Source organism: Pseudomonas sp. NY11955 (assembly GCF_048068035.1).
Classification (GTDB): Bacteria; Pseudomonadota; Gammaproteobacteria; order Pseudomonadales; family Pseudomonadaceae; genus Aquipseudomonas.
Map to the genome: position 1 here is coordinate 310791 of NZ_JBLUPS010000007.1, position 15006 is coordinate 325796.

Here is a 15006-nt window from a genome sequence, read left to right on the forward strand (position 1 = left end):
CCCAGTGCCGCTGGCGCTGGCGTGCAGGCAGGTTGTCGGTCTTTCCATCTCAAGGAGACCGACATGCCGCAGACTCAAGTCAATACCAAGGAACAGAATGCCGCTGGGGAGTTCATTGCCGAGCAACTGCCAGCCTGGCTGAGCAGTGCCAGCCCACGGCAACTCAATGCACTGCGCAGCAAAGTGGCAGCGCACCATGCGAGCCAGCGACGTGTGTCTGCCGTGACGCAGCAACTCCAGCCTTTGCACAGGTTCGCCAAGCATCATCTCGAACAGGCCATGCAGGCCCGGATGGGGTTGACGCTCGACCTTGACCTCGCGATCTGGCGAGAAGAGCGCAGGCGCTTGAATATCGTGCACGGGACGGTGAGGGAGTTCACCTCTTACTTCGTCAGAGTGCCTGCGCTGCAAAAACTGATTCAGAACTTCAAGGAGGCTGAGTCGTTCTTCCCAGACACCGCGCTGGTACAGGCTGCCCCTGTAGGGGCAGGCACCGAAGCAACACGGGTCAGTGATATCGCAGGCCTTGTCGATCTGTGCCGGGAAACCGATGTAGGCGCTGCCTACCAGCGGCATTTGGCACAGGTATTGACCAGTGATTTCGAGCGTGATCTGGTCGCGGACAAACGCTGCGAATTGGCGTTGGCGGTCGAGGTGGCGGCCATGAAACGACAGCTGGGTGACGATGAGTTGCGCATGTTGCGCCAGGTGATAGCGGAAACAGCCGTCACTCACTCCCGTAGCGCTCGCGTGGTGGTCGGTGGGCTCAAGGTGCTGGGATGCCGTGTGGATGGCGCGCTGGCAATTGAGCTGCTCTATTCGTGGGGGCGGCCCAGCAGCCCGTTTCCAGCACCGGAACAGACCGTGGGGGTGTTGCTGTACCTGCCTGACGACGCAGGGCAGCCTTTGCGTTACTTCGGTGGGTGGCAGGCGGCCAATCAGGCATTGGTCGCCTCATTTGCAGATGACAGTTACCGGCATGCTATCGAGCGCCGTATCGCCCTTGACGACCGGGTGAAGTACCTGACACTGCTTGGCAAGCGCCTCCTCGATACCAGCCCCGACCTGCAGCCTGCGGTGGAACAGGCGTCGGTGGCTGGAATCCGTGACATGGCTGCCTGGCATGTGCAGCGCATCAAGAACGACGCACGCTTCATGGCCGTGCCCACGGCGCAGGCCGATGCCGGCGCAGCTGCCCAGCGCCAGCGTGACCTTGAAAACGCAGGCCTTGCATTACTTGGCCTGGCGAGTTTTTTTGTGCCTGGCATTGGCGAGCTGTTGCTGCTCGATTGGGGGCGCAGGTTGCTTGGCCAGGTCTATGAAGGCGTCAAGGACTGGAGCCAAGGTCATCAGCACGAAGCCCTTGAACACCTGCTGCAACTGGCCACCGAACTTGCCACGGCGGGGCTGGTGACAGGCGGTACAACCCTGGCCCGCAGTGCGTTTTTCGATGCGCTGGAACCGGTCACTACCGAAGCGGGCGCGCAACGCTTGTGGCGCAACGATCTGCAACCCTATCGCCAGGCCAAGCCCAGCGTGCCGCTGATTGAGCAGGATGACGGGCTGTACAGCGATGGTAGCGGCCATTGGTGGCGTGACGAGCATGGTTTTTACCCTGTGCGACAGGATGCCAAGGGTAACTGGCGTCTTTTGCATCCGAACGACCCGGAAACCTATGGGCCTGTCTTGCAAGGCAATGGCGAACGCGCCTGGCGCTTGAGCTTCGAGCGCCCATTGGAATGGCAGGGCGAGCGGCAACTGCTGAGCCGTTTGTGGCCATCGGCAAGGGATTTGGACAGCGAGCGTATTACACAGATTCTCAAGGTTGCCGATGTCGATGAGGCACACCTGCGTGGCTTGCTGGTGCAGGGGCGACGCCTGCCAGTCAGCTTGCGCGATACGCTGGAACGGTTCGCGGTAGAAGCGCGAGCACAACGCTTCTTCGAGGCGACGACACCGAACGAGAGCGATAGCGAGCTCTGGCAGTGGTGTGTCGATAGGCTGGCATTGGCAAGTTTGCCCCAGGATGAACAGCTCGCAACGCTGCGTGCCAATATAGTCACCCTGCGCCAGCCTCTGCTGGAGCATTTCTCCACCCGGTACCTCGCCGATGACGAGGCGCTGAGCCTGGTGAAGCGAGACTTCTCGACATTGCCTGATGCCTATGCGCTGGAAGTGTTGCAACAGGCCGATGAAACCATGCGCACGCGCATACGCACAGAAGGGCGGCTGCCACTGGCACTGATGGAGCGGGCACGGAGCCTGCTGCAGGAAGCCCGACTGGTGAGGCTGCGCGAGGCGCTGTACCTGCAGGGCAGCTACCGTAGCGATATGGTTGAACTGTTGTTTGCGCTGTTACGGCGCCATGGGCTTGGGCAGCCTCCCTTCAACCTGATGTTGCGTGACCAGTCCGAGTTCGGGCCGGTGCTGGCGAGGTTGTATCCCGAAGCACGTGGTCTGCGCAGCGTGGTGCTGGTATGGCAAGCCGGCGGGTTCGATCTCTATGACGAAAACGGGCTGCGCAGTGAGCTGGAGGTGGCAGAGCCGCAAGGCATATTCGAAGTGTTGGCAGCTTGCCTTCCAGAAAACTATCGGCAGCGTCAGGGCTGGGTTGGCGAAGATGCCCCGGCACGTATCCGGGTGGCGATGCAGGGTTGGGTACCCGCGCAACGGCAGGCCCTGCTAAGCCTGCTTGGCTGGCGCGAAGCGCGTGCACTACCTTCGTCCTTGCAGCGCCTTGCCGATGGCCGGGTCGGCTACCTGCTCTGTGGGCGGGTCACATCGCCCGTGCCGTCAGGGCAGGTTTTGCGTCGGCGGATTCGCAGCCTTTACCCTGGCTTCGACGAACAGGAGGTCGAGCGCACCTTACGAGTTCTCATGCGATATCCCGGCTCGGCCTACTCCAGCCTGCTGCGCATGGAACTGAACTATGTGTACCTTGATGAGCATCTGAATACCTGGGTGAGGGCGGTGCTGGGGCGTGCGAGAAACACTCGGCGGGAGGTTGCCGATGCTTTCCGGCGTGCCTGGAGGCTGCAGGGCGAGCAGGTAGTCGATAGCCACGGTGAGACGGCCGGGTTGCGCCTGAGTATCGTCGGATTGCCGGTGGGTGAGTTGCCAACTTTACCTGCTGGTTCAGACTTTGCTCATGTGATTGATCTGCTGCTGGTTGGCCTGCACCTGCAAGACCTGCCGGCAGGTTTTCTGCGCAGCTTTCCAGGCCTGCGGCGTCTGGACCTGAGCAACAATCGCTTGAGCGCTTTACCTGAGCAACTGCGCCAGCTCCCTGGCCTACGGCACTTGAACCTGCGGCGCAACAGAATCCGCGTGGCGGCAAATCAGTCCAACGCCTTGGCCGTGCTGCCCCATTTGCGAACGCTTGATCTGAGTGAGAATCCGCTGGGTACGACCAGCCTTCATTTGAATCAATTGTCCCGCTTGTGTGAGTTGCGGCTGTTCCGCTGCGGCTTGCAGCGGGTGCCGGCAGGGATGGAGTGGTTGGGCATGCTGCAGCATGTCGACCTGCGTAACAACCTGCTCGACGACCTACCGGAAACCTTGCTAAACGCCCCGGAGTCTCTGCGTCGAGCGATAGTTATACAAGGGAATGCGTTACCTGCGCCGATCACCGAACGCCTGTATGCCCATGCTGTGCATGTGCACGTAGGCGGCGAAGGGGTAGAAGCCAGGGATGGCGATATCCGCTGGCTTTCTACCCTGGAGGGGGAGGATACCGAAAGTCGCCGCCGCCAATGGCAAGCTTTGCAGCGGGAGCCGGGAAGCAATGCATTCTTCCAACTGCTCGATGAGCTTACAGAAGGCTCGGACTATCGTCTGGTGCGCGCTGACCTGAGCCGGCGTGTCTGGGCCATGATCGAGGCGCTCAACCAGGACATGCACATGCGTGAAGAACTGTTCGAACTGGCCGCCGATCCGCGCACCTGCGTAGACAGCGTTGCCAGTTGCTTCGCTCACCTGGAGGTGCGCCAACAGGTGCTCCAGGCCACCCATGGTGGTGACCCACTGAGTACACGGCAGGCGCGGCTGTCGTTGGCTCGTCGCCTCTTCCGGCTGGACCGAGTGGAAGCGTTGGCACGGCAGGATTTTCAATCCCGGTCGCAATCCGCGAACGCTGAAGCTGTGGACGAGGTGGAAATCAGCCTCGCTTATCGAACCGGTCTATCGGTGCCGCTCGATTTGATCGGTCAGCCACGAACCATGCAGTTTCGCGCGTTTGCCGGGGTGAGCCGCAGTGACCTGGACAGGGTGTATCAGGCTGTGCAGGAGGCTGAAGCCAGCGACGAACTTGCGGTCTTCATCAGTCAACGTGATTTCTGGTTGCCCGTACTGCGTGCGCTGCGGGCCGAAGATTTCGAGGCGTTGGAGGAGCAGTTCGACACAAAGCTGCAAACACTGGATGCGCAAAAGGAGACTCTCAGCAGTGCAGCGTACGTGCTAAAGGCCAACAAGATAGGCAAGGACCGCGAAGCGGCGCTGGAGGCCTTGGCCTTGCGTTTGACTCGTGAAGTGCTGCTGGAGCACGCCTGAGTACAACCGGGGGCGTACCACGGGCACGGTTGCATTTCCTTGTGCCTTGCCCAGAGCAGGTTGGCGAGCATGCCAACCTCACTCTTCACTCCCGGGGCCTCCATGACGTCCAGCACCTCCAAGCCAAAGACCAGTCATCAAAAAGCAATTGATGATTTCATCGCCGCCAGGCTACCTGACTGGCTGAAGCGGGCTAGCCAGGCCCAGATCATTGCCCTGCGCGCCAGCCTCAACGCCCATCAGGCCAGCCAGGCCCGCCTGCGTGGGCTCACGCTGGCCCTGCAACCCCTGCATGTGTTCGCCCAAAAGCATCTGCAGGACGTACTGGTAAAGCCACTGCCCGCAGGCGCGACCCTCGCAGAGCTGGAATGGCTGCAGGTAGCACCGCGCATCGGTACGTTTCCCGGGACGCTTCTGCAGACCTACCACTATTCGGCAACTCGGCAGGATGGATTGCTGAGGTTGATGGGCAATTTTGGCCCTGACGAATCTTTTTTCCTGGGCACCGGTTTGGTATCTCCAGGCCGGGATGACTTGCTGACCGGCACGCCTGAGCAAGTGGTTGCAACCTGCCGTGCGCTGGATGTGGGCGGGCTCTACCAGGCCGAGCTGCAGCAGATCTTCAATGCGACCACAGAACACATCCTTGCTCAGGACAAACGTTCGGGCCTGGCATTGGCTGCGGAGGTCGCGACGCTCAAGGGTGATATCGATGAGGAGGTGCAGCATGCCTTGCGCAAGGTGGTGGGTAGCGGCCCCCATCCCGATACTGACCTGCAGGGCTACCCTGGCTTGTTGGAGATGTTGGGCCAACGCGTGGCTGACGGGCTGTTCATTCGCTTGCGAGACCGTGTTGGCCAGAATCGAGGTGTGGTCCTGTACCTGCCCAGCGATCCCGTGCAGGCGCTGCGCCGCTTCGACTCCACAGAGGCCATGAACGCCGCGATGGCTGAAGCATTGCAACAGAAGGGGTACCGTGACTATTTCACCCAGCTGATCAGCTTGCGACAGCGTGCGAACTTTGCAGGTGTTTTGGATATGCGCCTCAAGGATAAGCAGCCCGACCTGGCGATGAAGGGCCCTACGGCGTTTGGGGACCTGTTCGCTGCGTTGGCTGCGCAACAGCTTCAGCGGGTCAAGGATGATGCTCGCCTATTGCTGGTACCTACCGCGGATGCCGATGCCGCCGCCGCCCGTGCGCGTCATGCTGCCTGGCGTGCCGCCGGCCTCGATCTACTCAATCTGGCGGGGCTTTTCATCCCTGTCGTAGGGGCGCTACTGCTTGGCCAGCTGGTGGTGCAGACGCTTGGTGAGGTTTTCGAGGGGGTCAAGGATTGGGCCCGGGGGCATCAGCACGAAGCCCTGGAGCATATGCTGGGCGTTGCCGAGGCGGCGGCCGCGACGGCATTGACCGTAGCCGGTGTGAGTGTTGTGCGCAGCACTTTTGTCGAGGGCTTGCAGCCGGTAAGCGTGGGTGGGCGGCGTGCGCTGTTGTGTTCCGACGACGTCACGGCCTATGAGTCGACGCCAAGCACCATCGCCCTGCGTGACGATGGGCTCTACGGCGATGAGAGCCGGCGCTGGATGCGCAGGGGCCAGCGGTATTATGAGGTGCAGCGCAGCGAGCCTGAAGCCCCTTACCGCCTGCGTCATCCAGGTGGCGACAAGGCTTACGGGCCGGCCGTGCTGCATAACGGCGAACGCGGCTGGCGCCTGCTGCGGGACCAGCCGCAACGTTGGAGCGATGTGGCCATGATGCTCGATACCCTGTGGCCGCAACATCCCGCCATTGACGCAGAGCGGGCGGCGCAAGTGCTGAGGGTAGCCGGTGTGGATGCCGAGGAGTTGCGGGGCGTGCTGGTGGAAAACCGGCCGGCGCCTGTCAACCTGCGAGAAACCTTGCGGCGCTTCGAGGCCCATGCTCGTATCGAGGCGTTCTTCACTCGCTTGGCCAGCTACTCGCTTGCCACGCAAGACAGTGCATTGCTGGAGTGGTGTCAGGCGCGTTCTGCCAGCACCAACAGCGACGCCCTGCTGCGCCAGCGAGCTGCCCTGCAGGGCCCTCTTCTCGATCACCTGAGCAGTTCGCCAACAGCTGACGACGCTTTGCTGACGTTGATAAAGCGTGACTTCGCCGGCTTGCCGGAAGCCTATGCGCAGGCGCTGGTCGAGCAGTCCAGCGAGGGCGAACGCTTTTTGGCAACGTTAGGTGGGCGGGTGCCGTTGGGGCTGGCGAACAAGGCCCGCTCGCTGTTGCGCCTGGCCAAATTGAACCGTTCAGTCGAGGGGCTTTACCTGCCCGCCAGCTACTGCAACGAAACCGGCGAACTGGCTCTTGCGCTGCTGCAGGGTGAAGTGGAAAGTTGCGCAGACGTGCCTGCCGAAACGCTCAGTCTGGAGTTGCGCGAAGGTGGAGCGGGCGGGCGTTTGATAAAAGCCTTGGGCACCGCTGTCGACCCCCGTGTGCGCAGGGTAGTGGTGCGCGAAGCGGGGCGATTCAATGTCTATGATGGACGAGGGCGTGAGTTGCCGCTCGGCTCTGGTAACCCGGCTGACCTCTACGAAGTGCTTGCTGCGGCCTTGGCGCCCAAGCATCGCACGGCGCTCGGCATGGCTCACGACGATATGGGCGCGCAGCTACGCGAACGGCTCCTGGCCCGACTGCCGGGCACGCACCAGGGCATCGCTGAACTCTTGCAATGGCCGACCCAGGTGCAGTGGTTTAACCTTGGGCGACGCCTGGCAGACGGGCGGGTCGGTTATCTGCTCAGTGGCCATGGTACGGGCGACAGCCGTTCACTGGCTGCACGTGTTCGTGAGCGCTTGCGCCAGCTTTATCCAGGGTTGGATGAGGCGCATTTGGATCAGGAACAGGCACTGCTGATGAATGGGCAGCAGCCTCCCTATGAGCGCCTCGTCGAGCTCGAGGACGACCATGATCAGTTGATTCGCCACCTCAACCGCTGGGTAGGCTCAGAACTGAGCGAAAGGCGTCAGCGATTTCGTCAGCGAGCAGCTGACGCTATTCTGCGTGCTTGGCGCTTGCAGGGCGATTGGATCTACGACAATGCGGGCACAGTGACAGGCCAGCGCCTGTCGCTGAGTGGCATGCAGCTCAAGAGTTTGCCGGAGCTACCGGCAGTCGTCCGTTTCCACCGTATCACTGGCCTGCGCTTGCAGGAGTCGGCGGTTGATACGGTGCCCGTGGATTTCTTGTGCCCGTTTTCCGCGCTGACCGAGTTGGACCTGAGTTCCAACCAACTGCGCAACATTCCGCTCGGGGTTGCTTACCTGACGAAGCTGCAACGTTTGCGCCTGGCACACAACCAGATCCGCCTCGACGCGCAAACAGTCGACATTCTGCAGGCGTTGCCTGGCTTGTTGCATCTTGACTTGAGCTACAACCGGCTGGAAGACCTCGACCTGCGCTTCAACCATCTCTCGGCCCTGACTCACCTGAACCTGCGTCACTGCCGGCTGGGGGCCTGGCCCTACCGGATCGAGCTGTGCGGCCTGCTGGTGCACTGTGACCTGCGCGACAACCAGTTACCGGCCCCACCAGATTCGGTAGTCGCAATGCCCTACGCCTGGCGCCGGGCGCTTATCGTCGACCGCAACCCGCTGCGCGGGGTTCAACTGCAACGCTTGTACGCGATGGATCCCATTGAGGAACATGGACATTTGCCCGAGCCGATGAGCAAGGCCGACCTGCCTCATGCGCGTTCCCTGTGGCTGCAGCATGTGGCTCAGAACGACCGCGCTGCGCATGCGGTGCTCTGGGACGGTCTGCTGGCTGAACCAGGCAGTTCAGGTCTGTTCCGCATCTTGGCGTGGTTGGAGCAGACGGCTGATTACACCTCGGTACTTGTCGGGGGCAGCCGGGAAGCGCTTGTGCGTGATGTATGGGCCATGCTGCAGGCGATTGACCGTAGCCCAGCGCTGCGGTTACGCCTGTTTGAAGCGGCCAACCAACCGATTTCCTGCTCGGACATGGTCAGCGATCGTTTCAGTCGCATGAATGTCGAGGTCTTGCTGGCCAAGGCCGAGACCGATGCGCGAGACCCGACGCAACGGGCGCAACTGATGGCATTCGGCCGGCAGTTGTTTCGGCTTGATCAAGTACAGCAGAAGGCCAGCCAGGTGATACTGCGCCAGGCTGTCGAGGGTGAGCAGGTGGGGCGCTCGGCTTGGTCACTGGCATACCGTGTGCGCCTGCGCGAGCGCCTTGATTTGCCTGGTCAGCCATGGGCGATGCGTTACCCGAACGCTGTTGCGCTGAGCGATCAACAAATCAACGATGTGGCCGCGGCTGTCCTCGCCAGCGAAACGATCGAGGCGCAGACTCAAAGCCTGGTAAGTCGAACGTTCTGGGAGACTTTTCTTGGTGAGCAGCACCGGACCTTGTTCGAGGCGCTCAGAATCGACTATCTCCAGCGCAGGGCAAACTTGCGCGTTATCCAGCCACCGCTCTCGGCTGAACAGCTCCGCGCGCGGGTCGCAGGCCTGGAGGATCAGGAACAAGGCGATAGAGTACGACTGCTGGCGGGCCTGACCGAGTCCTACTTGCGAGGCCTGGGCCGAGGCGCAGGCTGACCTGCAAGGCGGCCAAACCGGTCATCGAGATTGACAGCTTTGGCCATTGCCGCCGTGCTTGAGCGGCGCGAACATCGTCGGACCGATGGTTTAACTCCAAAAACAAGAAACCAGGAGTCCGACGATGCGTGATTACGCCGAGGCCGCTCGAGCGTTCGACCTTGCGCAGGCCGCTACTGCGGCACTGCATGGCAACCTCGAAGCCCTCAATGCCTGTGTCGAATGCTGCGACCGCCATGCCGGTGACGGCAAGCTGGCGCTGATCCACGAAGACCGTGACGGCAACAGTGCGCGGTACAGTTTCGATCAGCTCAAGGTGCAGGCTGCCCGTTTTGCCAATGTACTCAAGGCGCAAGGTGTGTGCGCCGGGGACCGTGTGGCGGGTCTGATGCCACGTACACCTGAGTTGCTTGTCACCATCCTTGCCACCTGGCGGCTGGGGGCGGTGTATCAGCCCTTGTTCACTGCGTTCGGCCCCAAGGCCATCGAGCATCGCCTCGAGCAGTCGCACGCCCGTGTAGTCGTCACCGACAGCCACAACCGTGGCAAGCTGGACGATGTACATGATTGCCCGACCATCATCACGGTCAAGGCCCGCGTTGGCGAGCTGGACTTCCAGCAGTGTCTGGACAGCGCCGCGCACGACTGCGAGCCGGTAATGCGCTCAGGTAACGACCCGTTCCTGCTGATGTTCACATCAGGCACCACCGGTCCGGCCAAGCCGCTGGAAGTGCCCCTGCGTGCCATTGTCGCGTTTCAGGGATACATGCGCGATGCCATTGACCTGCGCCCCGAAGACAACTTCTGGAACCTGGCCGACCCGGGTTGGGCCTATGGCCTGTATTACGCGGTCACTGGCCCACTGTCACTGGGCCATGCCACCACGTTCTACGATGGCCCGTTCAGCGTCGAAAGCTGCGCGCGGGTAATCGACAAGCTGGGCATCACCAACCTGGCAGGCTCGCCCACCGCTTACCGCCTGCTGATAGCCGCCGGCAGCGCTTTCTCGGCCCCTGTCAAAGGCTGCCTGCGCGTCGTCAGCAGTGCCGGTGAACCGCTCAACCCGGAAGTGATCCGCTGGTTCGCCGACGAGCTGGGGGTCACCATCCACGACCATTACGGGCAGACCGAACTGGGCATGGTGCTGTGCAACCACCATGGCCTGCAGCACCCGGTGCATCTGGGCTCGGCCGGCTTCGCCATCCCCGGTCACCGCATCGTCGTGCTGGACGAGCAGGGTAACGAACTACCCGCCGGCCAGCCGGGCATCCTTGCGGTCGACCGCGAGCGGTCGCCGTTGTGCTGGTTCGGTGGTTACCACGGGCTGCCGACCAAATCGTTCGTCGGCAAGTACTACCTCAGCGGCGACACCGTCGAGCTGAACCAGGATGGCAGCATCAGCTTCGTCGGCCGCAGCGACGACGTGATCACCACCTCTGGCTACCGGGTCGGGCCGTTCGATGTGGAAAGCGCGTTGATCGAACACCCGGCGGTGATCGAAGCGGCGGTGATCGGCAAACCGGACCCGGAGCGCACCGAGTTGATCAAGGCGTTCGTGGTTTTGGCCAGCGGCTTCGCCGGCAGCGCCGAGCTGGAAGAAACTTTGCGCCAGCATGTGCGCCAGCGCCTTTATGCACACGCCTACCCCAGAGAAATCGAATTCGTCAGCGAGCTGCCCAAGACCCCGAGCGGCAAGCTGCAACGCTTCATCCTGCGCAACCAGGAAGTCGCCAAACAAAACGCGCAACAGGCCACCCCTGCCAGCGCCTGAAAGGAACCGATCATGCACATAGCCAACAAACACTTCATCGTCAGCGGAGCCGCTTCCGGGCTGGGCGCCGCTACTGCCCAGATGCTGGTCGAGGCCGGCGCCAAGGTCATGCTGGTCGACCTCAATGCCCAGGCCGTCGAAGCCAAGGCCCGCGAGCTGGGCGACAACGCCCGTTTCGCGGTGGCCGACATCAGCGACGAGCAGGCTGCCCAAGCGGCGGTCGATGCGGCCGTCAGCGCCTTTGGCAGCTTGCAGGGGCTGGTCAATTGCGCCGGCATCGTCGGTGCCGAGAAGGTGTTGGGCAAGCAGGGCCCACATGGCCTGGCCAGCTTCGCCAAGGTCATCAACGTCAACCTGATCGGCAGCTTCAACCTGCTGCGTCTGGCGGCGGCGGCCATGGCCGAAGGGGCGGCCGATGAAAGTGGCGAGCGTGGCGTGATCATCAACACGGCCTCCATCGCTGCCTATGATGGCCAGATCGGTCAGGCCGCCTACGCGGCCTCCAAGGGTGCCATTGCCAGCCTGACCTTGCCGGCCGCCCGTGAACTTGCACGCTTCGGTATCCGCGTGATGACCATCGCCCCGGGCATCTTCGAAACGCCGATGATGGCCGGCATGACCGAGGAAGTGCGGGCTTCGCTGGCTGCCGGCGTGCCGTTCCCGCCGCGCCTCGGCCGCCCGCAGGAATACGCCGCACTGGCCCGCCACATCATCGAGAACAGCATGCTCAACGGCGAGGTGATCCGCCTCGACGGCGCGCTGCGCATGGCTGCCAAGTAAGGAGAACGAACATGACCCTCGCCAATGACCCGATCGTTATCGTCAGCGCCGTGCGCACGCCCATGGGCGGGCTGCAAGGCGACCTCAAGAGCCTGACCGCGCCACAACTGGGCAGTGCGGCCATTCGTGGCGCCGTGGCGCGCGCCGGCATCGATGCAGCCAGTGTCGAGCAAGTGCTGTTCGGCTGTGTACTGCCGGCCGGGCAGGGCCAGGCCCCGGCACGCCAGGCTGCGCTGGGCGCCGGGCTGGACAAGCACACCACCTGCACCACCCTGAACAAGATGTGCGGCTCGGGCATGCAAGCTGCGATCATGGCCCATGACCTGTTGCTGGCCGGCAGCGCAGACGTGGTGGTGGCGGGGGGCATGGAGAGCATGACCAACGCCCCGTACCTGCTGGACAAAGCCCGTGGCGGTTACCGCATGGGCCATGGCCGGATCATCGACCACATGTTCATGGACGGCCTGGAAGACGCTTATGACAAGGGCCGCCTGATGGGCACCTTCGCCGAAGACTGCGCCCAGGCCAATGCCTTCAGCCGTGAAGCCCAGGACCAGTTCGCCATCGCTTCGCTGACCCGCGCCCAGGATGCCATCAGCAGCGGCCGTTTTGCCGCCGAGATCGTGCCGGTGGAAGTCACCGAGGGCAAGGAAAAGCGCGTCATCAAGGATGACGAGCAGCCGCCCAAGGCGCGCCTGGACAAAATCCCGCAGCTCAAGCCTGCTTTCCGCGAAGGCGGTACGGTGACCGCGGCCAACTCCAGCTCGATTTCCGATGGCGCTGCGGCGCTGGTGCTGATGCGCCGCTCCGAAGCCGACAAGCGCGGCCTCAAGCCGCTGGCTGTCATCCACGGCCATGCCGCCTTCGCCGACACCCCGGCGCTGTTCCCTACCGCGCCGATCGGAGCCATCGACAAACTGCTGAAACGCACCGGCTGGAGCCTGGCCGAAGTCGACCTGTTCGAGATTAACGAGGCCTTCGCCGTGGTCACTCTAGCGGCCATGAAGCACCTCGACCTGCCACACGAAAAGGTCAACATCCATGGCGGCGCCTGTGCGCTCGGCCACCCAATCGGCGCTTCTGGCGCACGCATCCTGGTAACCCTGTTGTCGGCCCTGCGCCAGAACAACCTGCGCCGAGGTGTGGCGGCCATCTGCATCGGCGGTGGCGAGGCCACGGCCATGGCTGTCGAATGCTTGTACTGAGGTGAACCATGCCGGTAACTGACGAGCAACAACAGATCGCCGACGCGGTACGAGCCTTCGCCCAAGAGCGTTTGAAGCCGTTCGCCGAGCAATGGGATAAAGCGCATCGTTTCCCGAAAGAGGCCATCGACGAGATGGCCGAACTGGGCCTGTTCGGCATGCTGGTGCCGGAGCAGTGGGGCGGCAGCGACACCGGCTATGTGGCCTATGCCATGGCCCTGGAAGAGATCGCCGCCGGTGATGGCGCCTGCTCGACCATCATGAGCGTGCACAACTCGGTAGGTTGCGTGCCGATCCTGCGTTTTGGCACCGAGCAACAGAAAGCACAGTTCCTCACCCCGCTGGCCAGCGGCGCGATGCTCGGCGCCTTTGCCCTGACCGAGCCGCAGGCGGGTTCCGATGCCAGTAGCCTGAAGGCCCGTGCGCGTCTGGACGGTGACCACTATGTGCTCAATGGCAGCAAGCAGTTCATTACCTCCGGGCAGAACGCCGGGGTGGTGATCGTGTTTGCCGTGACCGACCCGGATGCCGGCAAGCGCGGGATCAGCGCCTTCATCGTGCCTACCGATTCGCCGGGCTACCAGGTGGCGCGGGTGGAGGACAAGCTCGGTCAGCACGCTTCTGACACCTGCCAAATCGTCTTCGACAACGTGCGTGTGCCGCTGGCCAACCGCCTGGGTGCAGAAGGGGAGGGCTACAAGATAGCCTTGGCCAACCTTGAAGGTGGCCGCATCGGCATCGCCTCTCAAGCCGTTGGCATGGCCCGCGCGGCGTTTGAAGTGGCGCGTGACTACGCTAACGAGCGGCAAAGCTTTGGCAAAGCGCTGATCGAGCACCAGGCCGTGGCCTTCCGGCTGGCCGACATGGCGACGAAAATTGCCGTGGCCCGGCAGATGGTGCTGCACGCCGCCGCGCTGCGTGACGCCGGGCGCCCGGCGCTGGTAGAAGCGTCGATGGCCAAGCTTTTTGCCTCGGAAATGGCCGAAAAGGTCTGTTCGGATGCCTTGCAGACCCTGGGCGGATATGGCTATCTGAGCGACTTCCCGCTGGAGCGGATCTACCGCGACGTTCGGGTTTGCCAGATCTACGAAGGCACCAGCGATATTCAGCGCATGGTCATTGCGCGCAATCTTTGAAGGAGCAGACTGCATGGCATTCGAAACCATCCTGTTGGACATTCACGGCAAGGTCGGCCTGATCACCCTCAACCGCCCGCAGGCACTGAATGCGCTGAACGCGCAGATCGTTGGGGAAATCAACCAGGCCCTTGACCAGCTTGAGCGCGACCCGAACATCGGTTGCGTGGTGCTGACAGGCTCGGCCAAGGCCTTTGCCGCTGGCGCCGACATCAAGGAAATGGCCGAGCTGCAATACCCGCAGATCTATGTCGATGACCTGTTCAGCGATGCTGACCGTGTTGCCAACCGCCGCAAGCCGATCATCGCTGCGGTATCTGGCTTCGCCCTGGGCGGCGGTTGTGAGCTGGCGATGATGTGTGACTTTATCCTCGCTGCTGACAACGCCAAGTTCGGGCAACCGGAAATCAACCTTGGTGTGCTGCCGGGCATGGGCGGTACCCAACGGTTGACCCGTGCGGTAGGCAAGGCCAAGGCCATGGAACTGTGCCTGACTGGCCGCCTGATGGGGGCTGAAGAGGCCGAGCGTGCTGGGTTGGTTGCACGTATTGTGCCGCAGGCGGAGCTGGTGGAAGAGGCGCTGAAGGTGGCGGCGACCATTGCCAGCAAATCGATCCCGGTGAGCATGATGGTCAAGGAAAGCGTCAACCGAGCGTTTGAAGTGACCCTTAGTGAAGGGGTGCGTTTTGAGCGTAGGGTGTTCCATGCGGCCTTCTCCACCGAAGACCAGAAAGAAGGCATGGCCGCCTTCATCGCCAAACGCGAAGCGCAGTTCAAGGATCGCTGATTAAATTCAGTCGTTGCTGTTGCTGTTGCTGTTGCTGTGGCTGTGGCTTCTAAGCGCGCGGTAGTTCAGGCGACGCCGATTGCGACTTCAGGAGGCCGAGCGAAGGGCTTGCGGAGGGAGGTGACGGGCATGGATGCCCGTCAAGCGCTGAGGCCCCATGGATGGGGCCTGCAGCGCGTACTCCCG

7 protein-coding genes are annotated in these 15006 nt (G+C 62.5%); all 7 read left to right on the plus strand.

Annotated elements, in window-relative coordinates; translation table 11 throughout:
- Positions 1–63: 63 nt before the first annotated feature.
- The 7 genes from ACNFBR_RS16115 to ACNFBR_RS16145 all read left to right on the plus strand — a co-directional run bounded on the left by ACNFBR_RS16115 (position 64) and on the right by ACNFBR_RS16145 (position 14820).
- Positions 64–4548, plus strand: coding sequence for an NEL-type E3 ubiquitin ligase domain-containing protein (locus ACNFBR_RS16115; protein WP_416735823.1), 4485 nt, complete (start codon positions 64–66; stop codon positions 4546–4548).
- 69 nt (positions 4549–4617) lie between these two features.
- Positions 4618–9141, plus strand: a complete 4524-nt coding sequence (locus ACNFBR_RS16120; protein ID WP_416735824.1) for an NEL-type E3 ubiquitin ligase domain-containing protein — start codon at positions 4618–4620, stop codon at positions 9139–9141.
- Between the two features lie 124 nt (positions 9142–9265).
- On the plus strand, positions 9266–10912 hold the full coding sequence (locus tag ACNFBR_RS16125) for an acyl-CoA synthetase (RefSeq protein ID WP_416735825.1): 1647 nt from the start codon (positions 9266–9268) through the stop codon (positions 10910–10912).
- Between the two features lie 12 nt (positions 10913–10924).
- A complete protein-coding gene (locus tag ACNFBR_RS16130) occupies positions 10925–11692 on the plus strand; it encodes an SDR family NAD(P)-dependent oxidoreductase (RefSeq protein WP_416735826.1) in 768 nt (255 codons plus the stop codon).
- An 11-nt stretch (positions 11693–11703) separates the two neighbouring features.
- Positions 11704–12897 (plus strand): acetyl-CoA C-acyltransferase, encoded by a 1194-nt coding sequence (locus ACNFBR_RS16135; protein ID WP_416735827.1) that lies wholly within the window; start codon positions 11704–11706, stop codon positions 12895–12897.
- Between the two features lie 8 nt (positions 12898–12905).
- Positions 12906–14033, plus strand: coding sequence for an acyl-CoA dehydrogenase (locus tag ACNFBR_RS16140; protein ID WP_416735828.1), 1128 nt, complete (start codon positions 12906–12908; stop codon positions 14031–14033).
- Between the two features lie 13 nt (positions 14034–14046).
- Positions 14047–14820, plus strand: coding sequence for an enoyl-CoA hydratase (locus ACNFBR_RS16145; RefSeq protein ID WP_416735829.1), 774 nt, complete (start codon positions 14047–14049; stop codon positions 14818–14820).
- Positions 14821–15006 lie beyond the last annotated feature (186 nt).